At 66.6% G+C, this 24,732-nt stretch carries 10 protein-coding genes; all 10 read right to left on the bottom strand.

All coding sequences use genetic code 11. The features are described from left to right. Positions 1 to 33 precede the first annotated feature (33 nt). Positions 34 to 648, bottom strand: coding sequence for a superoxide dismutase family protein (locus tag N7590_RS12595; RefSeq protein ID WP_053508964.1), 615 nt, complete (start codon positions 646 to 648; stop codon positions 34 to 36). A gap of 31 nt (positions 649 to 679) precedes the next feature. Further along, a complete protein-coding gene (locus N7590_RS12590) occupies positions 680 to 1,249 on the bottom strand; it encodes a superoxide dismutase family protein (protein WP_014035519.1) in 570 nt (189 codons plus the stop codon). A gap of 93 nt (positions 1,250 to 1,342) precedes the next feature. Next, positions 1,343 to 2,791, bottom strand: coding sequence for a nitrogen regulation protein NR(I) (gene ntrC, locus N7590_RS12585; protein WP_164241550.1), 1,449 nt, complete (start codon positions 2,789 to 2,791; stop codon positions 1,343 to 1,345). Next, entirely contained in the window at positions 2,784 to 3,845 is a 1,062-nt protein-coding gene (locus tag N7590_RS12580; RefSeq protein WP_164241551.1) for an ATP-binding protein, read from the bottom strand. The genes ntrC and N7590_RS12580 overlap by 8 nt, the downstream gene beginning before the upstream one ends. Positions 3,846 to 3,960: 115 nt before the next feature. Then, a complete protein-coding gene (locus tag N7590_RS12575; RefSeq protein WP_164241552.1) occupies positions 3,961 to 6,006 on the bottom strand; it encodes a TonB-dependent receptor in 2,046 nt (681 codons plus the stop codon). Positions 6,007 to 6,188: 182 nt separating this feature from the next. Next, complete coding sequence (locus N7590_RS12570) at positions 6,189 to 6,503, bottom strand: hypothetical protein (RefSeq protein WP_008268793.1); 315 nt, start codon at positions 6,501 to 6,503, stop codon at positions 6,189 to 6,191. Positions 6,504 to 6,586: 83 nt separating this feature from the next. Next, entirely contained in the window at positions 6,587 to 7,753 is a 1,167-nt protein-coding gene (locus N7590_RS12565; protein ID WP_164241553.1) for an MltA domain-containing protein, read from the bottom strand. Positions 7,754 to 7,820: 67 nt separating this feature from the next. Then, positions 7,821 to 8,561, bottom strand: coding sequence for an N-acetylmuramoyl-L-alanine amidase (locus tag N7590_RS12560; RefSeq protein ID WP_154582868.1), 741 nt, complete (start codon positions 8,559 to 8,561; stop codon positions 7,821 to 7,823). Between the two features lie 25 nt (positions 8,562 to 8,586). Continuing rightward, positions 8,587 to 9,300, bottom strand: a complete 714-nt coding sequence (locus tag N7590_RS12555; protein WP_154582869.1) for a hypothetical protein — start codon at positions 9,298 to 9,300, stop codon at positions 8,587 to 8,589. Beyond that, the gene (locus N7590_RS12550) at positions 9,297 to 24,710 is read right to left on the bottom strand and encodes a hemagglutinin repeat-containing protein (RefSeq protein ID WP_279935564.1); all 15,414 of its coding nucleotides are present in this window, start codon (positions 24,708 to 24,710) and stop codon (positions 9,297 to 9,299) included. Before N7590_RS12550 ends, N7590_RS12555 begins: the two co-directional genes overlap by 4 nt. Positions 24,711 to 24,732: the final 22 nt, after the last annotated feature.

Genomic DNA, 24,732 nt, shown 5'->3' with positions numbered 1-24,732 from the left:
CGCCGGCGTTTTCCATTTCCGGCAGGACCGCGCTTACGGCGCCTTCTGGATCACCGCACACGCCAGGCGCGCGCCGGCATTGCCGGTCGGCTGGGTCTTGTAGTCGTCCGCGTCGGCGTGGACGATCAGGCCGCGGCCGATGATGTCGAAGTCATCGCCCTTGCCGATGTTGACGTTGCTCGACACCGGGCCGTCGATGGTGGCCACGCCCTTGTCGTCGGCCTTGATGTTGGGCATGTCGCCGCCGTGGTGCGGATCGGTGGCGACATTGCCGTGATCCTGGTGGCCCGGGTTGAAGTGGCCGCCGGCGCTCATGCCATCCGGCGCGCTGCAGTCGCCCTTCTCATGGATATGGAAGCCGTGCTCGCTGCCCGGCTTCAGGCCGGTGATCTGGCCGGTCACGTGGACCTTGCCGTCGACCAGCTTGAAGGTGACGCTGCCCTTGGCCCCGTTGCCCTGGGTCGGCGCCAGTTCGGCGGTGGCCGACGCATCGGCCGCCGGGGCGGAGGGTGCGGCCGGTTCGGTGGTGGCGCCCTCGGCCGGAGCGGCCGGCGGGGTTTCAGCCTGCGGCGCGGCAGGCTGCTGGCCGCAGGCCGCCAGGCCCAGCGCGGCGATGGCGGCAAACAGCGAAGTGTGGATCAGACGCATGCAATCTCTCCCTGGATGAAGCCTGCAGTGATCAGCGGACAACCCGGATCACGCCACAGGCGATGCGGACGCCGGCATTGCCGGCGGGCTGGCTGCGATAGTCGTCGGCGTTGGCATGCACGACCAGTGCACGTCCGGCGATATCGGTGGCGGCGCCTCCGCCAAGGGTAACCCCCTTGAGGTGGATATCGACGTTGGCGCGGCCCTGGGCATCGGCACGCAGGTTATCCATGTCGCCCAGGTGGTGCTTGCCGGTGCCGGCGCGGCCATGCGCGGCGCCACCGGGATTGAAGTGGTTGCCGGCGCTGCTCGCATCCACCGCGCTGCAGTCGCCGCGCTCGTGGATGTGGAAACCGGCCTGCTGCATCGGCTGCAGGCCACCGATCAGGCCGGTGATGTGGATGCCGCCGGGTTCCACCATCAGCGCGATGCGGCCACTGACGATGCTGGCCGAAGCCGGCGACAGATTGGCCTCGGCCTGCTTCGCGGCGCTGACCACGGTCGGCGGCGGCGGGGTGGGCTCGGCCTTCTTCGGTGCACTGCCGCAGGCAGACAGCAGCACGGCGGCGGACAACGGCAGGATGGCAAAGGACAGACGCATCAAAGACTCCTTGCAGATGACACTACGGACGGCATCGTCCATGAACGATCAACGGTTCGGCAAGCGGGCGCGAGGATCGCGTGCAGGGACCGTTCAATGGCTCCCTCGACGGCGCCCGGCGCCCAGCTTGCGGGTCAGGGTATTGCGGCCGAGGCCCAGGCGGGCAGCGGCTTCAGCGCGGCGGCCGTGGGTGATCTGCAGGGCGGCCTCCAGCAACGCATGGTCGACCCGCTCGCGCACCTGCGCATGCAGCCCCTCCACGCCTTCGGCCAGCTGCCGGCGTGTCCATTCAGCCAGCAGCGCTTCCCACTGCCCCGGGTCGGCTGCGTTGGTACTGCTGCGGCGGCCGCGTGCACGGTTCAGCGCGGTATCGACATCGGCCACGCCGATGGTGTCGGCAGCGGCCAGCGCGGCCATCCGCCAGCACACGTTCTCCAGCTCGCGCACGTTGCCCGGCCAATCGTGCTCGCGCAGCGCCTGCAGCGCGGCGGCGGTGAGCCGCTTCGGCGGTGTATCGAGCTTGCGTGCGGCGGCGGCAAGGAAGGTGCTGGCCAGCTGCGCGATGTCCTCGCGGCGCTCGCGCAGCGGCGGCAGCTGCAGGCGCACCACATCCAGGCGGTGCAGCAGGTCGGCACGGAACCTGCCCTGTGCGACCAACCCTTCCAGGTCCTGGTGGGTGGCGGCGACCACGCGTACATCGACGCGGATCAGCTCGCGGCCACCGACACGGAAGAACTCGCCCTGGGCCAGCACGCGCAGCAGGCGGGTCTGCAGCGGCAACGGCATGTCACCGATCTCGTCGAGGAACAGCGTGCCGCCGTTGGCCTGCTCGAAGCGGCCGATGTGGCGGCGCTGCGCACCGGTGAAGGCGCCGGCTTCGTGGCCGAACAACTCGCTTTCCAGCAGTTCGGCCGGGATCGCGGCGGTATTGAGCGCGACGAACGGACCCTGCGCGCGTGGCGACTCGCGATGCAGCGCATTGGCCACCAGCTCCTTGCCGGTGCCGGTTTCGCCGGTGATCAGCACCGCCAGCGGCGCCTGTGCCAGGCGACCAATGGCACGGAACAGCGCGCGCATCGGTGGGGTATCGCCCACCAGTTGCGGTGGCTGGTCACTCGGGGTTTCGGCAGCGGGCGTGGGCGTTGCCATGGCCGGTGCCACCGCCGGCAGCACGCGTTGCGCCAGCGCCACCGCATCGTCCAGGTCGAATGGCTTGGACAGGAACTCATGCGCGCCGCCGCGGAACGCGCCGGCGGTGCTGGCCACATCGGTGTAGGCCGACATCACCACCACCGGCAGCTGCGGCAGCGCGGCCTTGAGCTTGTCCAGCAGCACCAGGCCGTCGTCACCCGGCATGCGCACGTCGGTGAACAGCAGGGCCGGCGGCGGCCCCTCGCCCAGCGCCTGCAACGCCGACGCGGCACTGTCGAAATCAACGACCTGGTAGCCCGCTTCGCGCAGCGCGGTGCACAGCACGAAGCGCACGGCGCGGTCATCGTCGACCACCCAGATGCGTTGTGCGGCAGCGGAGAAGTCAGACATCGCGCGGGACCTCCTCGGCCGGGGCGGCGCCATTGCCGATCGGCAGCAGCAGGGTGAACACGGTATGGCCCGGGCGCGAGCGGTAGGTCAGCGTGCCGCGATGCTCGCGCGCCACCTGCTGGGCCAGCGCCAGGCCCAGGCCAGTGCCTTCGGCGCGGCCACTGACCAGCGGCAGGAACAGGTGTTCGGCCAGTTCCTCCGGCACGCCCCGGCCGTCGTCGGCGATCTCCAGGCGCAGCGCCAGCGTGTGCAGCTGCTCGGCGATGCGCACGCCATGCTCCACGCGGGTGCGCAGGGTGATGCTGCCGGCGCCGGCCTGGATCGCGTTGCGAACCAGGTTCCAGACCGCCTGGGTGAGGCGGTCGGCGTCGCCGTGGAATTCGGGAATGCTGGGGTCGTAGTCGCGCTGCAGGCGTACCGCCCAGCCGGCCTCGTTCTCGGCCAGGCGCAGCACGCGCTCCAGCGCGGCATGGATGTTCAGCTCGGCATGCGGCGCGGCCGGGGCCGGCGACAGCAGCTGGTCCAGCAAGCCATTGAGGCGCTCGATCTCCGAGCCGATCAGCTCGACCAGTTCGCGTTCGCTGGCATCGCGCTGGGCCGCGCGGCGGGCCAGCAGCTGGGCAGCGCCCTTCAGACCAGCCAGCGGATTGCGCAGCTCGTGGGCCAGCCCCTTCAGCGCCGCGCTGAGCGCGCTGGGCAGGGCCTGGGTGGGATCGAGCCCAGGGAACTCATCGACCGGGTGCGCCTCCAGCAACCAGCCGCCATCGTCGCGGCGGCTCATCCAGCCCTCGGCGAAGCGCGGCGCCTCGCCGGGCACGGCCAGCGCCAGCCGGTTCAGGCGCAGGCTGTCGCGCTCATCGCGGTCCAGGAAATGGGCCAGTGCCTCGCCCTGCACTTCCAGTGCGGCCAAGGGCCGACCCAGCAGGCGTCGCGCGCTGACGCCCAGCCAGCGGGCAAAGGCCGGATTGCAGCCGGCAATGCAGCCATCGGCGCCGGCCCAGGCCAGCGGCGTGCCCAGGGCATCGAGGGACGGCGGGGGTGCGGGGTCGGACATTGCACCAATGTAGTGCAAAACACGGGTTCGGGGTCGGGTCGGTTTCCGTCAGGAAAGGGCCCTGACCCCTGCCGCAGGGCGAACAAGCTCGTCCACTACCGGATATGTGGACGGGTCACAGCTTCATGTTGAGGCCGACGAACACGCTGCGCGCCGGGGCCGGAGAGAACATCGGGCGGGCGCTGTCCCAGAAGAAGCTGTCGTACCAGGCGTAGGCGTACTCGCGGCCGGTGACGTTCTTCAGTTGCAGATCCACGCTGAAGCGCGGGGTGACCTGGTAGGCCGCGCTGAGGTCGAGCACGGCGAAGCCACCGAACTTGCCCGCCACGTTGCGCTCCTCAAGGTAGTAGTCGCCCTGGGCACGCGCCTGCAGACCGAGGCGCAGCGCGTCGCTGGCGTGGTAGTCCACTCCCAGGTTGCTGATATGGCGCGGCGTGGCGGCCACTTCGCGGCCCTGCAGGGAAATACTGGCGTCACGGTCGTCGCGGGTGATCTTCGCTTCCTGGTAGGCGTGCGACGCCCATACCGTCCAGTCGTCGCCCAGCTGCAGGCTCAACTGCGCATCCACGCCGCGCCGGCGGGTCTTGCCCAAGGTGACCGTAGTGCCGGTGGCCGGCATGTTGGACACCTCGTTTTCCGCATCCTGCTGCCACACCGCCAGGCGCGCCTGGCTGCCCACGAACGGTTGGAACTTCAGGCCCAGCTCCATGCCGGTGTTGGTGGACGGCTGCACCGGCGCCTGCCCCGGGGTGAGGTAGGCCGGTGCAGTGGAACCGGTGAGCACCTGGAAGGTGCGGCCCCAGTTGGCGTAAACGTGGGTGGTGTCGCCCAGGCTGTGGATGACGCTCAGCTTCGGCTGGCCGATGGTGCCGTAGTCCTGCAGGCGGCCGCTGACGCCGTTCATCGGGTGCGTGCTGCCACTGAACCGGTCGATACGGTAGGCCGGCACGATTTTCCACGCCTCGGCGGGCTGGTAGATGGCCTGCACGTAGGCACCCCAGTTGTCGAAACTGTGGCGGTCGTTGTTCTGCACGCGCGCCGGCGCCTGGCTGAAATCGGTGGGCTCGGCGTAGGCGTAGCGTTCGCGGAGGTAGCCGTTGTCCTGCTGCTCGTAATTGAGGCCGCCTTCGACGGTAAGCGCGGGGCTGGCCTGCCACGTGAGCGTGCTGAGCAGGCCGGTCTGGCGTTCATCCCAGACGCGACGCTGGCGCGGCAGGTTGCCGGTGGGCAGGTCGCTGAAGGTCACGCGGCGGTCGTCTTCATAGCGGCTGTAGTACAGCCGCGTGCCGAAGGTGAGCGCGTCGGACAGCTTCAGGTCCACGTGCGCGGCGATCTGCCGCATGTCGCGGTCATCGCCATCGTTGCCGTTGCGCAGGTCGCTGCCACGGCGATGCGCGTGCAGTTCGTCAGCGGTCATGAAACCGGGTTCGTCGGCTTCGTGGTGGTACGCGCGCGCGGTCAGGCCCACGCGCATGCCGTCGTCCAGCGAGCCGTAGAACCATTTGCCACCCAGCGAGTACTTCTTCGAGGTGTCGTGGTCGCGGTAGCCATCGCTGGCCTGGGTGCCGACGAAGTAGTTCTGCGCGAAGCCATCCGCTTCGCGGTCCACAGCCAGCTGCGCGTCGCGGGTGTTGTAGCTGCCGTAGGCCAGCCGCGCATCGGTGTAGTTGCCGCCCTGGCGCGTGCCGAAGTTCACGTTGCCGCCGATGTTGTGCAGGCCGTAGCGCGGGTCGTTGGTCCCGCGCACCACTTCGATGTAGCTGATTTCCAGCGGGAACAGCATGTCGATGAAGCGCTGGTTGCCGCTGTTGACGTTGCTGGGGATGCCGTCGATGAGGGTCTTGATGGCGTTGAGGTAGCCCTCGCCGTTGAAGGCGCGGAAGCTGACCTTGCCCGATTCGGCCCCCTGCCGGGTTTCGGTGAGCTGGATGCCGGGCATCTGGCCGAGCAGTTCCCAGCTGTGCGAGACGTTGCGATCTTCGATCTGGTCCGCGCCCAGCACGTCCACCGAGGTGAGGACCTGGTGGGCGCTCAACTGGCCTTCGCCATGCTGGTGCACCTGCACCTTGCCGAGGGTGAGCGCGGCATCGGCGGACTGTGCGAAGGCTTCAGGGGCGAACGGGGCGGTCGCGAGGGCGGCCACCAGCGTGGAGGTTTTCATGGGGGATGGAAGGGCGCGGATGAAATGTAATCATATAACATTTCACGCACGAGACCCGTAGAGTCGAGCTTGCTCGACTGCCGTAGCTCCTGGCAAACAGCAGTCGAGCATGGCTCGACTCTACAAGGGGGATAGGGCAGTCGAGCAAGCTCGACGCTACAAAAGCGGGGTGGAGCGGCGGCTTACACCGGGTAGCCGGTGGCTTCCCGGGCCTTCTTCCATGCGCTTTCGAATTCGCGCGCGGAGATTTCGTCGTCCTCGTCGAAATCCAGGAACGACACCGGCTGGTCGGCCAGCAGGAAGCGGTCGTCGCTGTGGGCATGCTCGTCGGCCCAGACCATCTTGGTGCCGTAGATCTCCACCTGGCGCACGATCTTCTCGCCACGCGCTTCCATCAGCACGTTGCCCTTGCCCAGGCCCGATTCGGCCCAGTGCTTGTAGTACTTCTTGGCGGCGGATTTCGCGCCGGATCTTGCGTTGTGCTTTGCGTAGGTCATTGCAGGGGTCCTGGCCGCAGGTGCGGCCGGAAAGTTCGGAATGGCGCCATTATCAGGCATCCGGGGGTCAGATCCCTGCCAACCTACTGCGGCAGCGCTACGCCCTTCGGCCACAGCATCCAGATGTTGCCCTTCTGCTTCATGTCACCGGCCAGCTTGCCGGCGGCATCGCCACTGCCCCAGTACAGGTCCGCGCGCACTTCGCCGGCAATGGCGCCGCCGGTGTCCTGCGCAGCCACCGGGCGCACCACGGGCGTGCCGTCCGGGCGGGTGGTGGACAGCCACAGCAGGCTGCCCAGCGGCACCACGGTGCGGTCCACGGCCACGCTGTAACCGGCGGTGAGTGGCACGTTCAACGAGCCACGCGGGCCTTCCGGGCTGTCCGGGTTGCGCACGAAGAACACGTAGCTGGGGTTGCTGCGCAGCAGTTCCGGCACGCGCGCGGGGTTGGCCCGGGCCCAGGCACGGATCGCGTCCATGGTGACGTCTTCCTTCTTCAGTTGGCCCTGGTCGACCAGCCAGCGCCCGATCGCACGGTAGGGATGACCATTCTGTTCCGCATAGGCCAACCGTACCTGCGTGCCATCAGCCAGGCGTACCCGGCCCGAGCCTTGGATCTGCAGCAGCTGCAGGTCCATCGGATCGGTCAGCCAGGCCAGCACCGGGGCCTTGGTCCCTTTGCTGGCAATCGTGCCGGCGTCGTCATACGGCTTGAGTACCTTGCCGTCGACACGGCCGCGCAGGCGCTTGCCCTTCAACTCGGGGTAGAGGCTGTCCAGCTGCACCACGACCAGGTCATCGGGCGTGCCGTACACCGGCACCGTCGCCTTGTCGGTGCGGGTGAGGCTGCCGGGGTAGATCGGCTCGTAGTAGCCGGTAATCAGCCCGTCGGCCTGGTGGCCGCCGGCACGCAGCGCATAGACATCAAGGTCGCGTTGCAGGAACTGGCGGATCGCGGCCGGGTCCTTGTCTGATACCGCGGCGGCGGTGGCGCAGGGCTTGGCCCAGACGGCGTCGTTCTTCAGGCGGGGGCAGCTGCTGCGCCAGGCAATGAAGCCGGCCTGCAGATCGGTATCGGAGACCGGGGGCAATGCGCTCCATGCGGCCTTGGCGTAGGTGGCCGCAGGCGGCGTGACCGGCGTCGGCGCTTCGGATCCGGTGCGGGGAGCGGTGGTGGAGCAGCCGGCGAGCACGGTCGCTGCCAACAGGGTCCAGTGCTTGCGCTTGAAGAAGGTGGCGGAATCGATCATGCCGCCATGGTGGCGGGCCGGCCGCTGGGCGGCAACCCAGCGTGGGGTCAAGCGTTCATGCGCGTGGTCACGGCATCTGCAGCAGCAGCGAGTGCAGGATGCGCACGTCTTCAGCATCCAGCGTCTTCGGCAGGTCGTCGCGGCCACGGAAGCGGCGGTGGAAGGCAGCGACGGTGGCGTCGCGGTTGTCCAGCGGATAGCCAAAGCGGGCCAGCGCATTCCACGCGTCGAAGCCTTCCGGCGCAGCCCCGTCGGCCGCGCGCGGCCAGACGCCGAAACCGGCCTCGGCCAGCTGCTGCCACGGGAAGAAACGGCTCGGATCCTGCTTGCGCGTCGGCGCCAGGTCGGCATGGCCGATCACCTGGCGCGGCGGAATGTTCAACCGGGTGGTGAGATCGCGCAGCAGCACGATCAGCGATTCGATCTGCGCCGCGCTGAACGGGCTGCGGCCATCGTTGTCGAGCTCGATGCCGATCGAGGCTGAATTGAGATCGGTGATGGTGCCCCAGCGGCCGGCCCCTGCATGCCAGGCACGGCGCTCATCGGCCACCAGCTGGTAGCGATGGCCATCGGCGCCGATCAGGTAATGCGCACTGACCGGCCCGCCGCTGTTGGCGGTGCGCAGCGTATTCAGGCTCTGCTGCACCGATTTCTGTTCGGTGTGGTGGATGACGATGATGACCGGCGTGCGCGCGTTCTGGTTGGGTGATGGCACCCAGGTGGCGAGCGGGTTGTGCTGCACGGGCGCGGTGGCGGTGCAGGCCGCCAGGGCCAGCAGAGCGCACAACAGCAGGCAGAGTCGGATCATCCTGTTCATCCTGTCACGCTCTGGACTACTGCAAACCCAAAAGCGCCTTTGCGTGGCGATTGAACTCCAGATATTCCTCATAGGAAAGATCAACCTTGTCACTCAGGAGAATGTAGACACCACTGGCTGTCAATTCCACCTTGTCAACCTTGCCTTCAAGCCGGGAGAAAACCTCCTCGGGTCCGAATCCAAGCGCGTCGCTGCAAAGCCGGGCGTCCCAGAACTGGGCAGGGTACATCGTCAGGATGTTCTTCCTGCCGTCGACATCCTTGACTCCAGCGGCTTTCAGATCTGCAAGGGTTGGCCCCTCCCGGCCCACACCGTCCTGATAGTCCATCGAATACATCCCGTACGTGACCTTCACTCTGTACGCACCGAACGCCTCGGCAACAGAAGCGACGCCATTCCTCAGAACACTCGGATAGTCCACTGCCTTGTTGCTGCTTCTGAACCCATACAGGATGATCTCGTCCAACGCAGCCACATCCGCGTACTCGTACCCGGGCCCCCTGAAAGCGTATGTGCCGATGACTGACAGACCTTTCAGTCCAGTCTTGATCTCATAGCTTGCCAGCAATTCTTCTCCACAGTCGGGTACAGGCGGCAGCTCGAGACCATGGAATCCCAATGGGCATGGGATTGCCGACATCCTGTCCATGACATGGAGATGCCTCTCGGCAATCGAGATGGATCTGTCAGGCCGTGCCTGAAGATAAATTGCTATGCGCTCAGTACTCACTGATTCCTCGTCCTCACAGAAATCACATCATCCATACCATTTTGTCGAATGAAGAAGCGAGCTTCAGCCGCAACCTTCTCGTTGGGAAACTCATAGACAACCTTGAATCCTGGATTCTGCTCCAACGCCGACCTGACCCGGCCCATTGTCGAAAGAACCTCCCGCTGGGTGGAAGGACTCCAGATTGCCAGCTTGGTTTTCGCATCGATAAGAAGAATTTTCTCATTTCCGACCGCCTCGATGCCGTCGAACTTGATGAAGTCAACGCCACGTTCATTGGGATTAGTATAGCGAAGCGCCGGAACGGCAGGCTTTTCGGACGCCACGTCGCTGAAGGCGCCATTTGTCCCGGCCTGGAAATCACGTGCTGCCGGCTTGCCCCGCGGGCTTTCGATGACGTAGATGAGCCCCTTCTTCTCTCCACCGAGCGCACGCGCCTCGGATTCCGTCAGCACACGCGTGTTCTGATTTGGCAACAACTCCTGAACATTGAGGGTCGGCTTTGCGGCGGCACCTGACTCCAACGCCGCCAGCTTCCTGGCCTTCGCTGCCGCACGCATCGCGGTGACATCACCCAGGCTGATCACTGCCAGGGCGACGTCCAGCCCTATGTCACCCTTGGTGAAGCCGTTTGCTGCCACATCGGCCAGGTTCCATTTCTGGTTCAGGCCAAGCTCGTAGCTGGCCGCATCCCAACCGTTCCCGAAGTAGCCTGAAATGGACGACCAGGCGCCGGCACTCTTCTCCTTGACCAGACCCCAGTAGCCAACTTCGCCGATCCGCTGGAAGTCATTCCAAGCCTGCTTGCTGCTCTCGATGGACATGTAGATGGCATTCATCTTCGCCATGTCCATGACCATGCCACCTGCGTTGGTCACCACGCCTGCGCCCGTGCCCGCCTTGTCGAACAGCAGATTCAGAGCAGCGTTGGCTGCCGCCTCCTGCGTCTTCCCATTCAACGCGAGCAGGCCGGCGGTGAATGGATCGCACCGCCCTGCCGCTGCACAGGTGATCTTGTAACGGGCATCCAGCGAGGACGTATGCGTCAGCAGATCGGAGGCGACCTGGCCACCATTGCCCTTCGTCAGTGCCGCCTGGGCCAGATCAAGGCCATTGTCCTTGATCCATCGCAGATAGGTGGAATCATTCTGGGTAAGTGACCAGTAGGCGTCACCCAGTTTCGACTGCTCTGCGCGGCAGGCAGGCGAATCGGCAGCCGCGGTACATGCAGCAATCAATGCCGCATTGCGCGCATCCGAAAGCGCCGCCAGCTCCTTCTGTTCGCCGCAACGCTCCCCGCTCTTCATGCAGCTCAGCATGGCGTCCAGGAACTGCATGCGCTCGGCATGATTCAGATAGTTGTTCTCGACAGAGTTCTTGGCAATGGTGGCCCCCAACGCCGCACCCATGGCTCCGTCTCCACCAATCCCACCTGCCATCGCGCCGACCGCCTGGCCCAATGCCTTGATCTGCTGTTCCTGCTCCGGAGTCAGCTGTCCGCCATTCTGCCGCGCGTAGTAGTCACCCAGGAATTTGGCCGCCAGTTCACCACCTCCGGCAGCAGCAGCCCCGGTACCCGCCGAACCCCCATTCGCCTCCGCAAGCAGCGCGCCCAGAAGCGCGTGCGAGAGCATCTGCATCGCCTCACTGGGGACGGCGCTCTGCTTGTTGGGATCGAAGGTCTTTCCAATCAGCTCAGCAGCATAGGGCGCGAGTGCGTTCGAGATGACCTGACTACCTGCCTGCCCCGCCACGCTGCCGACCAGCGCGGTGGAGACCGCGTTGAGCGCACGGCCGTAGGTGCCGTCGGGTGCCCACTTCTGCTGCGTGACAAGTGCATCAGGGTAGGAGCTGTCAAACCCGGCAAGGGCAGTGTACTGGTCCTTGGGACTGAGCTTGGCGAAGGCCTCCTTCTCTGCGGCACTCTTCCCCTCCAGATAGGCATCGGTGATCTTGTTGATCCCGTAGCTGCCAATGTCCGATGCGATCTGCTTGCTGGTGGCAAGTACCGTGCTTGCTGCATTCGCCATCGCCTGCTGATCGGCCAGCATCTTGTTGGCATCAGGCATCGCCTCCAGCGCTCGGTGTGCCGCAGCTGCATCGGTATTGACACCAAGCTCGGCCGCCGTGGTCTTCCTGCCGCCGATGGTGATGGTTCCCTCGGTCAGGGTCGCACGCGTGCTTGAGCTGTCGCTGCCGCTTTCATGCATCGGCAGTCCACCGCCGAACGCGACACCATCCACGCTGCCGAACGTTCCGGATTTGATGCTGCTGCCGATGCCCTGCAGCTGCTCAACCGCTCCCGCGCCCTTGTCCGTCGGGCCCTTGCCACTGCTTCCGAAGCCCCCACTGATGCTGCCCGACGTGGCCTTGTAATCCATGTGGTTCTGCAGGTCGGTGAAGGTCAGCGAATCAGCGGTCAGTTCACTGTTGCCCGCATTGGTGCTGGCAATCGCGCCGCCCACCAGGTTCACGTGACCTGCATCGACGTGGTACCCGCCATTGCCGGCAAACAGGCCGCTCTGCTGACCAACACCCTGGTAGCTGCCGTTGGCCTTGCCCGCACTGGCATACCCGTCAGCATTCCATGCGGTACCGAACGACACCTGCACGCGACCGCCCACCTGGCTGTTCTTCGACATGCTCTCGGCGATGTCCTGCAACGACTCGATGGTCAGTGTGCCGCCGGTCTTGACGTCGATGCGGTCGGCGGTGGCAGTCGCGCCGCGGAGGGTGGTATCGCCCTCGGCCTTCATCGAGATGTTCTTGCCGGTCAGCGTGGTGTTCTGCCAGGTGCTGCTTTCGGCATTGGACTTGCTGCTGCCGACGCTCGCTTCAGCGTACACATAGACACCGGTCTGAGCGCCCACGGCAACGCCCACGCCGACTTCGGCGCCGGCATTGCTGCTCCTGCTGTGGTCGGCCACATGCGCCTTGCCCGCTTCCAGCAGGATGTCACCGGCCGAATCCAGGCTGAGCGTGTTGCCCGCGCTCAGAGTGCCCTGCACCACATGGATGTCGCCCTGGGTGCTGGTCAGGTTGACGTTGCCGCCACCCTGGATGGTGGAGCCGCGCGAGACCTGGCTGCTGCCATCAGCACTGCTGCTGGAGGTCTTGAACCCGACGCCGGCCTCGGCACTGAGCAGTGCCCCGCCTCCGCCCTTGCCGGCCATGCTGGAGATGGCACTGGCGGCCTGATAGGCATTGGCACCAGCGGCGAGGCCCTGCATCTTCTGCAGGCGGTCGTCGGACTTTCGGGCGGCGTCGACATTGTTGAGCAGATCGATCAACGGCGACTTCACCCGCGCGAAGGCACCGATCTTCAGGTCCTTGTCGCTCTGCGAGTAGTGACCACTTTCGTCGGCGGTCAGCAGCTCGATTTCGGCAGCGGTGATGTTCACGTCCTTGGCTGCCACCACATTGCTGGCGCTCTGCGTGTACTTGCCACCTGCGGTGAGGTTGACGTTGCCGCCCAGGCTGCCGACGGTGCTGGCCACCTGTGAGACCTGCGCGCTGTCATCGCGATGCTGCTCGCGATGCCAGCCGGAGAACTTCTCGGTATCGGAGATCTGCACAGTGCCGATCGCCTTGCTGTCCGAGCGGTTGGCATTGCTGACCGTGTCCTGCCCGCTACGGATCGTCAGGTCACCCGCAGCGCGGATGTTGACGTCTTTCTCGGCCGCGATGTTGGCGGCGGTCAGGCGGATATCACCCTCGGTGGTGGCCATGCGCACGCCTCCACCCACCGACAGCTGGGTACCGGTGATGGTGTCGCTCTGTCCGGCGCCATCGCTGCGTGCGTTGTTGGTGCCGAACGGCAGGCCTGCGGAGTTGGTGGCGATGCCCCAACCCTTGCCACGGCTGTCGCTGCCACTACGCTCGGTGTTGTGCGCGACATCGAAGACGATGTCCTTGGTGGCCAGCAGGACAGCGTTGCCCTCGGCCGACATCTGCGCGCCCTGGCTGGTGATGGAACCACCGTTGGCAATGAGTGAGAGGTTGCCCCCCGCACTGAGCTGACTGACCCGGGCATCACTGGTGGAGTGGCTCTGGTTGCTGTTCGAGCGCTGGCTGCCGGCCGTGATCGCCGGCAGCACGGCCGCCGACACGCCGGCCGACACGCCCTCGGCGGTGCGCGTGATCCGGCCCATCATCGTCCCGCTGTCTGCCATGCCTTGGGTCGCGTTGTCGCGTGCGGTGCGGTAGGCCTTGGCGGGATCGTAGGTGACGCCCACCGAGAATCCGCTGGACTTGCTCGACTGGCTGGCCTGGGTGTCTACCGTGTCCTGGCGGGCAATCAGGTTGATGTCCTTGCCGACCAGGGTCAGGTCCTTGTCGGCCGCCACGTCCGAGGCGGCGATGGTCAGCTGGTTGCCCGCGTTGATCAGCACGTTGCCTTCGCGCGAAGCAATCGCCGAGCCGACCTGGGTGGTCGACTGCTCGGCAGTGCTGCTGCTGTTCTTCGAGCTGCCGTAACCGATCGAAGCAGTGCCATTGGAGAAGCCCCCGGTGAAGCCGGACTTCTTCCTGCTCTGGCTGGACTCGCTGCTGTGATGGTCTTCGGCGGAGGTGATCAGAACGTTGTTGCCGGCACCGAGTATCACATTGTCCGTGGCATCGATCACCGCCCCCACCGCGGTCAGATCGCGGCCGGCGGTGACGTTGACATGCTGTCCTGCCAGGCCGGTGCCGATGGCATAGCTGTCGCTGCTTTCGGCATGGCGGGTGGTGGTGGTACTCGACAACGTCTTCTTTTTCTTCTCGTAGCTGTCCAGGCTGAAGTCATGCGTCTCGCTGGCCGAGAGCAGGTTGACGTCGCGACCGGCGGTCACACTCAACGTGCCATCCGAGCTGATGGCCTGGGTAGCGGTCAGATTGATGTCCCGGTTTGCCCTCAGCACCATGTTGTCGCCAGCCAGCAGCTGGCTGCCGCGCACGGTCTCATCACTCTGGTTGATCTGCAGCGAGCTGCGCTTGCCACCGGCATTGAAGTCGCTGCTGCGGCTGTCCACCAGCACCTGGCTGTTGATGTCTCCACCGGCCTGCAGGGCCAGGCCACCGCCAGCGCTGATGCGGGTTGCGGCCAGGGTGATGTCCTTGCCTGCGGCCAGCACTACGTCGCCAGCACCTTCAACTGAAGACACCGCATGCGTGGTCTGGCTGTTGCTGGTGTGGTTGCGACTGTCGTGGTTCAGCGCGGTGCTTTGGCCCAGCGTCTGCGCACCGAGGTCGAGGTTGCCACCGGCAACCAGCTGGGTGATGCCATTCTTGCCGGCGTTGCGGATCTCCGCCGCCTTGAGGCCGATGTCGCCGCCGGCCACCACCGACAGCACGCCGTCGCCATTGGGGTTGGTGACATACAGGCCGGCCACGCGATCGAGCGTGGTCTTCTGCTGCGACAGGCGATCGCCCTGGTCCTTCCATTCGGACGTGGTCGAAACCACGGTGATGTTGCCGCCGGCCTTCAGTGCCAGCGCATCGGTGGCCTTCACGGTACTGCCGATGATGTCGATGTCCTGCCGCGCCGACAGGCCCACCTGCTCGCCACTGATCTGGCCGCCGGCCAGGTTGCGGATGTTGCCGGCATCGATGCTGACCAGCCTGCGGCCGGCAATGGTGCCGCTGTTGACCAGGTCACCGCGCAGCTTGACGTCCACCTCCGCGCCGGCCAGCAAGGCGCCATCGTTGCCGAGGTCGCCCGGCATCACCCGCAGGTAGACCTGCGGGACCAAGGCGCGGACCACCGAGCCATCGGCCAGGGTGACGTCCTTTTCCACCAGCCAGACGATGTCGCTGGTCAGTCGCGCCATCTGTTCGGCGGTCAGCCCCACGCCCGGTCGCAGGCCCCATTCACTGGCGACCGTAGCACCGGCTTCCAGCAGGGCGCGGTACTGATCCTCATCACTTGCATGGCCGGTAAGGAAGCGGCGCCCGGTGAGCTCACCGATCTGCTCGCGCACCAGCTTCTGCTCGTAGAAGCCATCGCCCAGGCGCTTCTGCGTCTGCGAGGGTTCGAAGCCTGCGCGTTGCAGCAGGTAATCCGAACTGAGCCAATCGCGGTAGCTGGCAAAGCGTGGGTCAGTTTCCACGATGTGGTTGCCACGGTTGGCGTCCACATTGAACAGGCTGGCGGTGGGCGCACTGGCATTCGGGCTGGTGGTCACCACCACGCGCGGGTCAGAACCGGTCGTCGTGGTGGCCTGCTTGCCGTCCACGGCGCCATTGCCACCACTGCCGGCATGCTCCCCGGTTCGGACCGCTGCCGGACCGTTGGCGTTGGCCTGCCCGGCCTGTGCCGCACTGATGTCCTGCGCCGTGCCGGCACCGGTGCCGGCATTGCCGGCCTGGCCGGGACCCTGCACGCCGGCCGTGTCCGCCCGCGTACCTTCGGCCTTGGCCACCGCCTGCTGTTGGCTGCCGCTGGCACCATGCGCAGCGCCGGCCGTACCGGGCCCCTGTTCGTCCACGCTACCCGCACCCTGGGCCACGCTCTGGCCAGGGCCCTGCACGCTGCCAGCCCCTGGACCCACGGAGCCCGCGCCATGGCCGCCGGTATCCAGCTGCGCCGTGCCCTTGCCACCGCCGGCGTTGGGGTTGCTGCCACCGGTGTTGTCGTTGCGCAGGTTGCCGACATCGATGGTGAGCTTGCCGCCCGCAGTGATCGCCGAGCCCAGCGCACCGGTCTTTTCAGTGATGGGGGCGGCCTTCCAGCGACTGGAAGAGCCACCGTAGGTGATGGACACGTTGTCGAAGGTGCTGGTGCGGGTCAGCTGCTCGGCTGCGTTGATCACCTCGGACTGATCGCGGTTCAGGCCGACGATGGCCAGATCACGACCCGCGGCGATGTTGGCGAAGCGGTTCTCCAGCCGATCGGTGCTGATCCGCATGTTGCCGCCGGCATTGATCACGGCGTTGTCGCCCGCCGAGACCACCACGTCTTCCACCGTGGTACGGGTGGCGATGCGGGTCTTCTCGTTGCCGCTGGTCTCCTGCGTGTGACGCTGCATGTTGATCAGCATCGCGTCGGGATTGTCGTAGTCCGGATAGGTGATGAGCTGCACGCAGGTAGTGGTGCAGGTGCCGTAGGCGGCGTTGTAGTTGAGCGTGTCGGTCACGTACTCCATCGGCGGTGCGCCCGCGCCGCGCGTGCTCAGATCGCGGAACGGATCCTCCGCACCCGCGCCCAGCTGGTCGGGGTTGTTGCGGTTGTCGGCACGGCCGATGTAGTAGATCGTGACCGTGCCATCCTGCACGTTCAGGCGTTCGCGCGAGGCGCGCGCGCCGTGCACGCCGCCACGCGCGAACGCGTAGGCGCTGGTGTTGCTGGTCAACCGGATGACCGCCTTGCGGATCTGCTGGCCATCCGGGGTGACATACGGCGTGTCTTCAAGGATGTCGGCCGGATTGAGATAGTAGATCTCGTACGGCTGGTAGTTCGAGGTGGTGCGGAAATCGCGATTGGTGTTGTTGCCGTTCTTGAACCAGCCGGGTTGCTCCAGCCTGACCGGCGCATGCACGGTGGTGACCTTCTCCACAACTACGTTGTCGCGGATGTTGTTCACCGCCAGCGCGGACAGGTCCAGGTTGCCGCTGACCTCGATCGTGGAACCGAGGTTGTCCACCTTCTGCGCACTACCAACCACTCCCAGCCCGTTCAGTGCGCCGCCGATGGCGGCATCGCCGTCGCTGAAGATCAGGCTCTTGCCGCTGTTGGTCAGTGTGCCAACGCCCAGGTCCAGGCGCTGGCGTGCGGCGATGGTGCCGGCCCGAGCCACACCACCGATGTTGGCCGCCAGGTTGTTGAGAGCGCCGGCCTGGATGGCGATGCGGTCGCCGTAGATGCGGCCGCTGCCGATGTTGTCGATGTTGCCGGCCGTGATATGGGTGACGTTGCCGTCCAGCAGCCCGTAGTTGACCAGTGCACCGCTGGTATCCAGACGCGTCAGCCCGATGCTGCTGATCTCGCCGGTGGTCGCATTGGTGATGTTGCCGGCATGGATGCTGACGTTGGCGCCGGCCAGCTTGCCGCTGTTATCCAGATTGCCCTGCACGGACAGGCTGAGCGTGCCGTTGGCTACCATCTCACCACGGTTGGTGTGGCTCTGGCCCAGTTCCAGGGTCATGTCACCCTGCGACATCAGCTTGCCGTCACCGACGATCTCGCGGGTACGGAGGGTCTGCTGCCTGCCGGCCACCAGCGTGCCGCCACTGTTGACCAGCGTATCGGCGCGCACATCGGAGGTCAGGGCCGCCGAGATCTGGCCACCGCTGTTGTCCAGGCGCTGGTTCACCTGCAGCAGCAGGTCGTCGGCCAGCACCTGGCCGTTCTGGTTGTCCAGGTTGCTGGTGGTCACCTGCAGGTTCTTGCCCTGCAACCCCAGTGCAGGACCATTGCCCTGGCTGAGCGTGTTGCGGTTGTCGACGTAACCTGCGTGCAGGTCAAGGCGGCCGGTCGCTGCCAGCAGGCCACCGCTGTTGAGCAGGGCGCCCTGCAAGCCGATGTCGGCACTGCCACCGGCGGTCACGTTGCCACCGCTGTTTGCCAGCTGCTGCGCCCGCAGCAGCAGGTCGGCGGCACTCACCAGCGAGCCACCGCCGCCGTTGTCGATGTTGATGGCCTGTACATCGGCGCCGGCCTTGGCGAACACCGAGCCGCCTCGATTATCCAGATCGCCACTGCGGATCTGCAGCGCGCCGCTGCTGACGATGCCGTTGCCATTGGAGGCGGCATTGGTCAGCCGCTGTCCGGAGGTGTCGATGCTGAGCGCCGCCGCCGACTGCAGCAGGCCACCGGTGTTGTCCAGCGCACCACTGCGCAGCGCTGCATCTCCGGAGAGGCTGGCAATGATGCCGATGCGGTTGTCCAGCGCCTGGCCGTGGGTATCCAGCTGCAGGTCGTTGGCGATGATCCGGCCACTGTTGTTGTTCAGACCGCCGGCCGAGACCTGCAGGTGCTTGCCGGCCTGGAGCAGCCCACCGCCGTTGCGCAGCAGATCGGTGCTGGTCAGGTGCAGATCCTGCCCCGCAGCCACGGTACCGCCACTGTTGTTGACGGCCTGCGCCTCGGCCTGCAGCGCGCCTCCAGCGGACAGGGTGCCCTTGTCGCTGTTGTCGAGCAGGCCGTCCACGCGTACGGTCAATGCGCTGCTGCCATCGCTGTGCACGGTGCCGCCGCGATTGTCGAGCGTGCCCACGCTGATGCCCGCATCGCCTGTGGTCAGGATGCGACCGCCGCGATTTTCCAGTGCCTGGTTGATCGCCAGGGTGCTGCTGCCGCTGCCGGCGGCCTGGATCGTGCCCTGGTTGTTGAGCAGGTGCGCGCTGCGCAGATCCAGCGTGCCATTGCCGGCAAGCGTGCCACCGGTATTGTCCAGGCGGTCGCGTGCGTACACATTCAGTACATCGGTGCCCGAAGCGATGATCGAACCACCCGCATTCAACAGCGTGCCCGTCCCCACGGCGATGCGCGCAGCGGCCAGCGTTCCATTGCGCAGATCGGTGGTTTCGCCCGTCAATTGCACGGCGCCATTGCTGAGCAGCTTGCCATCCTGGCCATTCAAGATGTGCGCGTTGATGGCCAACGTGCCCGATCCAGCCTGCTGCACGGTGCCGCCGGCATTGCCGAACTGTGCGGTGGTGAGGGTCAGGTCGCCGTTGCTGGCGATCTGGCCTGTCCCGCCGTTGTCCAGTGACGTGGTGGCCTGCACGCGGCTGGCCTGCGTGCCCGTCGCCAGCAGCTTGCCGTTCTGGTTGTCAAAGCGGTCGGAATCGATATTGAAGTGATCGGCACTGAGCGTGGCGCCGCGATGGTCCACGGTCACTGCATCCAGCTGCAATGCGCCCGCCGTGGCAATGCTTCCGCCGGCCCCGTCCAGCTGGTTGGCCTGTATGGTCAACGTGCCCTTGCCTGCATGGACAATGCTGCCAGCCACGTTGAGCAGCTGCACCGCGTCCAGGCGAAGGTTGCCGGCATTGCTGGCCAGGGTGCCACGACTGTTGTCGAAGCGGCCGGCGACGTTGATCCGGGTATCGGTCGTACCTGCCGAGCTCAACGTGCCACCCACGTTCGACAGCGAACCGGCGCTGATCTGCTGCGCTCCGTTGGCGGCGATCGTGCCGCCGTCATTACCCAGCGCCCCGCGCACCTGCAGCGCCATCGTCTGGTGGCCGGTGGCGTTCAGCGTACCGCCCGTGTTGTCCAGCTGGCCGGCCTCGACGCTGACCTGCTGCGCGGCGGTGGTGCCTGCGCTGAGATCCAGCGTCTCACCCTTCAGTTGCAGCTCGCCGTTGCTGACGATGCGCCCGCCGTGGCCCTGCAGCGTGGTGGCATCGATCTGCAGCAGGCCGTCACCCGCCTGCTCGATGCTGCCGCTGCGGTTGTCCAGCGCCGCAGCCGCCACCTGCATGCCCGCGCCGCTGGCGATGACACCCTTGTTGCTGTTGTCGAGCAGGCCGTCGGCCTTGACCACCAGCCGTGCGGCGCTGTGCAGCGTGCCACCCTGATTGTCGATGCTGCCGGAGCTGATGCCAAGCCCACCATTGGCCAGGATGCGGCCGCCGCGGTTGTTGATGTCCTGGCCGATGATCAGCTGACTGGCCGCTGTACCCGCGGACTGCAACGTGCCGCCCGCGTTGAACAGCGCGGCACTACGCAGATCCAGCCCGCCGTTGCTGGACACGGTACCGCCGCTGTTGTCGACGCGTTCGCGCGCGCTCAGCCGCAGCATGTCATTGCCGGTGGCGGTGAGCGTGCCGCCGGCGGTGATCAGGGAGCCGGTGTCGATCTCGATGCGCTTGGAGGAGGTGACACCTGCCCGCAGGTCGGTGGTGGTGCCCTTGAGCAACAGGCTGCCATTGCTGACCAGCCTGCCGCCGGTGCCGTTGAGCGTGCCGGCGTCGATCGACAGAGCGCCTTCGCCGGCGTGCTGCACGGTGCCGCCGGCATTGCCGAACACCGCCGCCTGGATGCCGAGGTCGCCGTTGCTGGCCAGCAGGCCGCCCTCGCCGTTGTCCAGCGTGCCGACCACGTCGATCGTGCTGCCTTCGGCACCGGTCGCGATGACCTTGCCGGCCCGGTTGTCGAAGGACTGTACGTCCAGTGCGATGCGCTCGGCCTGCAGGGTGGCACCGCGATGATCCGCGCTGCCCGCCTGCAGGGTGATGCCGCCTGCGCTGGCGATGGTGCCGCCCTGACCATCCAGTTGCCCGGTATGCAGCAGCAGGCCCTGCGTGCCGGCATGGCTGAGCGTGCCCTTCACGTTGGCCATGCGGCCCGCGTCGATCTTCAACGTGGCGCCATTGCTGGCGAGCAGGCCGTTGCTGTTGTCGAGCAGGCCATCGACGCGCAGTTCAGTAGAGGCGCTGCCTGCCGAACTGAGGGTGCCACCACGGTTGGAAAGCTCGCCGGCTTCAATGTGCTGGGCACCGTTGCTGGCGATGGTGCCCGCGTCGTTGGCCAGGCGACCGCTGACCTGCAGCGCCAGCGTCCCGCTGCCAGTAGCGCGCAGCGCACCGGCACTGTTGTCCAGGCTGTCAGCCACGATGTCGAGCTGCTCGGCCGCCACGCTGCCGCCGCGGAGGTCCAGCGACCCTCCCTGCAGAGCCAGTGCGCGGGCAGCACCGATGCTGCCGCCTTGGCCCGACAGTGCTTCCGCCTCGATGTGCAGGTTGCCGTTGGCAGAGATCGAGCCGTTGCGGTTCTCCAGCCGTGCGGCCCGGATCGCAGAGGCTGCTTCACCCGCTGCAATCAGCGTGCCGTGGTCGTTGACGAAGCGCCCTGCACGCACGTTGATGGCGCCATTGCTGCCCAACGTTCCGCCGGTATTGTCGAGCAGGCTACGGGCCTGCAGCTGCAGCGCCTGGGTGCCAAGCGCGCTCAGCTTGCCGCCCGCGGTGATCACGCTGTCGCCGTCGATGCTGATGCGTTGCGCCGTCGTGGTGCCGTCGCGCAGATCGAGGGTGCCGCCCTGCAGGTCCAGCGAACCGTTGCTGAGCAGGGTGCCACCGGCGCCGGCCAGGTCCTGCGTGGCGATGGCCAGGCTGCCGGAACCGGCCTGCTGCACGGTTCCGCCGGCATTGCCGAAGGTGCGCACGTGGATGTCGAGGTTGCCATTGCTGGCGAGGGTGCCGCCATTACCGTTGTCCAGCGTGCCCTGCACGCGCAGGGTATTGCCCCCGGTACCGGTGGCGATGATGCGCCCGCCGCGGTTGTCCAACCCGGTCGCCGTGATATCCAGCTGCGCGGCAGCCAGCGACGCGCCCTGGTGGTCGACCTCGGCCGCCGTGAGCTGCAGGGCACCGGCAGTGGCGATCTGTCCCTTCGCCCCATCCAGGCGCCCGGTGTCGATGACCAGGCCGGCGCTGCCCGCATGGCTGAGGGCACCGTTGGCATTGACCAGCGCGCCGCTCTTCAGCTGCAGATTGGCCGCATTGCTGGCGATGCTGCCGCCGCTGTTGTCGAGCGTGCCGTCGACCCGGATCTCCGAAGCCGCCGTACCCGCCGAGTTGAGCGCGCCGCCGCGGTTGGACAGCGCGCCCGCCTGGACGTGCTGCGCGCCATTGGCGCTGATGCTGCCACCGTCGTTGCGCAGCAGGCCCTGCACCTGCAGTTGCATCGCGTTGTTGCCCAATGCCAGCAGGCTGCCGCCGCTGGTGTCCAAGCCCGTGGCCGTGATCTTCAGGTCACGGGCGCGGGTGCTGCCCTTCTGCAGGTCCAGCTGCTGCCCGCTCAACTGCAGCTGGCCGTTGCTGGCGATGCTGCCGCCAGGCCCCTGCAGGGTAGTCGCATCGATCTGCAGCGTGCCGGTGCCAGCGTGGTCGATGCTGCCGCCCTCATTCAGCAGGCCATCGGCGTTGATCTCCAGGTCGCCGTTGGCGGACAGCAGACCGCGCTGGTTCTGCATCTGTTGGCGGGCATGGATGCGACTGGTGCCGGTGCCTGCGGCGATCAGTTTGCCGCCGTCGTTGATGAGGATGCCGCCGTTGATGTCCAGCGCACCATTGGCGCCAACGGTGCCGCCGCTGTTGTCCAGGGTGCGCGATACCTGCAGCTGCAGCGCGTCGCTGCCCGTCGAGGTCAGCATGCCACCGGCGGTGGTCAGGTCGCCAGCGCGCACATCGATGCGCTGCGCGGCGGTGGTGCCGTTGCGCAGGTTCAGGGTATCGCCGTGCAGCTGCAGGGTGCCATTGCTGAGAACGGTGCCGCCCGGGCCCTGCAGGCTGGCGGTGGTGATGCGCAGGTTGCCGGTGCCCGCCTGCTGCACGGTGCCGGCGGCATTGCCGAAGGATGCTGCGTCGATCTGCAGGTCGGCATTGCTGGCCAGCAGGCCGCCGTCGCTGTTGTCCAGATGATCGCGGACGTTGAGCGTACTGGCCTGCTGCCCGGTGGACAGCACGCGCCCGCCACGGTTGTCGAAGTCCTGTGCAGTCAGCTCAAGCTGGCGGGCGACCAGCTGCGCACCGCGGTGGTCGGCGCGGCCCAGCAGCAGGTTGGCCGCACCAGCGGTCGCAATGCTGCCCTGTGTGCCCTCCAGTACCTGCGCACGCAGCAGCAGTCCGTCACTGCCGGCGTGGTTGATGCTGCCCCGCGTGTTGATCACGGTGCCGACATCGAGGCCAAGTCGCGCGGCATTGCTGGAGATGCTGCCTTCGCTGTTGTCGAGCCGGCCGATCGTCCAGTTCGTGTCGGCATTGCCGCCGTGGGCAAGGCTGCCGCCGCGGTTCGACACCGATTGCGCCTGCAGTTCAAAGCCACGCGCGAACGTCATGCGTCCGCTGCTGTTGTCCAGCTGCAGCACCTGCGCGCTGGCCGGCCCCTGCACCTGCAGCGTGCCACGGGCATTGCGCAGCGCCTGTCCCTGCACCTGCAGGCTGCTCGCGCCCAACGTACCGTCGCTGTTGTCCAGGCTGTTGCGGGCGCTGAGCTGCAGATCGCCGGTGGCTTCAATGCGACCGCCGTCGTTGTTCAGTGTTCCGGCAATGTTGAGCAGACCGGCTGCCAGCGGCGGCGTGACCGGTGCGGTACCACCAGTGCCCGGCGTACCCGTACCTGGCGTACCCGTACCTGGCGTGCCGGTGCCTGGCGTGCCCGTTCCTGGAGTGGTACCGCTGCCGTCACCATTGCCGCTACCCGGCGACGTACTGGCCACATTGCCGATGCGGCCCTGCAGATTGCTGAGGTCGGCGGCCTGCAGCTGAAGCACCTGCGTGCCAAGCTGTTCGATGCTGCCGCCGCGGTTGCGCAGCGCATCGGCGTTCACTTCGATGCGACGCGCGTTGAGCGTGCCGCCACTGTTGTCGGCATCCTGGGGGGTCTGCAGGCGCAGCTCGCGCTCGGCACTGAGCGTGCCGGCATTGGCGATGCCACCGCTGGCATCGATGCGCAGGTCCTGCTGCGCATGCATTGCGCCGATGTTCTGCAGCCGGCCATCGGCGGTGACCACCAGCTCGCCAGCCTGTGCACCGATCTTGCCGGCATTGCGCACGCCGACGCCATGCTCGTTGCCGACCAGCCAGATGCGGTTGGCGTACATGCCACCGAGCGCGCCCACGTCCAATGCGAATACCGGTGCTGCGGTGGCAGCGGGCTGCACCTGCACGCTGCTGTGATCGGCACTGACCACGTTGCTGCCCAGGCTGGCCTGCAGCTGGTTGGCCCAGATGCCGGCGTTGACCTGCAGGGAGCGCGTGATGATGTCGGTGTAGTCGGCGCGGCTGGTATCCAGGCCGGCGCCACCGACACCAATGCTGCCTCCTTCCACGCGATAGCCCTCCAGCACGCCATTGCTGACGATCGGGGTGCCGGTGGTCAGAGTGACACGGCTGGCGTTGAGGAAGCCGGCACCATTGACCTGGATGCCGGCCGGATTGGCGATGACCACCTGCGCCCGGGCCCCGGCCACCTCCACATAGCCGTTGAGGTGGCTGGGATTGCTGCTGTTGACCTCGTTGAGGATGACGCGTGCGGTGCCGGTCGCCAACCACGGATTGCCCTGAACCCAGCCGCCGAGCTGGGTCTGCACGTCGCCGCGCGAGTTGTTGAGGATGACACCCTGCTGGCCAACGTCGAACTGCTGGTAGGTATTGCGCGACACCCCGCCCGCACTGGGCGTGGTGATGTTCACCTGCGGCGTGCCATTGGCCGAAGTGACCACGGTCGGGCGCTGGTTGGCCGGTGCGCCCGGGTCGGCGGCAATCCGGCCCGGGTCAGTTGGCGCCTGCTGTGCGGACAGCGGCTGCACCAGTCCCACCCATCCCAGCACCAGCCACAGCGCGAAGCTGATCGGCTGCAGGGTACCGACCGTCCGGCCGCCGCGGTGATCGACGCCCCCCTGGGCAGCGCTGACCAGTTCGGACGCAACCTGCATGACACCCAACGTGCGGTTGAAGACCAGACGATAGACTTTGTTCACGGCGCTGATTCCTTTCGGTGCT

The sequence above is a fragment of the Stenotrophomonas sp. GD04024 genome (assembly GCF_029837545.1).
Taxonomy (GTDB): Bacteria; Pseudomonadota; Gammaproteobacteria; order Xanthomonadales; family Xanthomonadaceae; genus Stenotrophomonas; species Stenotrophomonas forensis.
Note: the sequence above shows the minus strand (reverse complement) of the source record. Positions and strands in the feature narration are given on the sequence as shown.

Excerpts from the sequence above, each read along its gene's own strand:
- ntrC (WP_164241550.1), bottom strand. The coding sequence starts at position 2,791 with ATGTCTGACTTCTCCGCTGCCGCACAACGCATCTGGGTGGTCGACGAT.
- N7590_RS12590 (WP_014035519.1), bottom strand. The coding sequence starts at position 1,249 with ATGCGTCTGTCCTTTGCCATCCTGCCGTTGTCCGCCGCCGTGCTGCTG.
- N7590_RS12575 (WP_164241552.1), bottom strand. The coding sequence starts at position 6,006 with ATGAAAACCTCCACGCTGGTGGCCGCCCTCGCGACCGCCCCGTTCGCC.
- N7590_RS12560 (WP_154582868.1), bottom strand. The coding sequence starts at position 8,561 with ATGATCCGACTCTGCCTGCTGTTGTGCGCTCTGCTGGCCCTGGCGGCC.
- N7590_RS12595 (WP_053508964.1), bottom strand. The coding sequence starts at position 648 with ATGCGTCTGATCCACACTTCGCTGTTTGCCGCCATCGCCGCGCTGGGC.
- N7590_RS12580 (WP_164241551.1), bottom strand. The coding sequence starts at position 3,845 with ATGTCCGACCCCGCACCCCCGCCGTCCCTCGATGCCCTGGGCACGCCG.
- N7590_RS12565 (WP_164241553.1), bottom strand. The coding sequence starts at position 7,753 with ATGATCGATTCCGCCACCTTCTTCAAGCGCAAGCACTGGACCCTGTTG.
- N7590_RS12570 (WP_008268793.1), bottom strand. The coding sequence starts at position 6,503 with ATGACCTACGCAAAGCACAACGCAAGATCCGGCGCGAAATCCGCCGCC.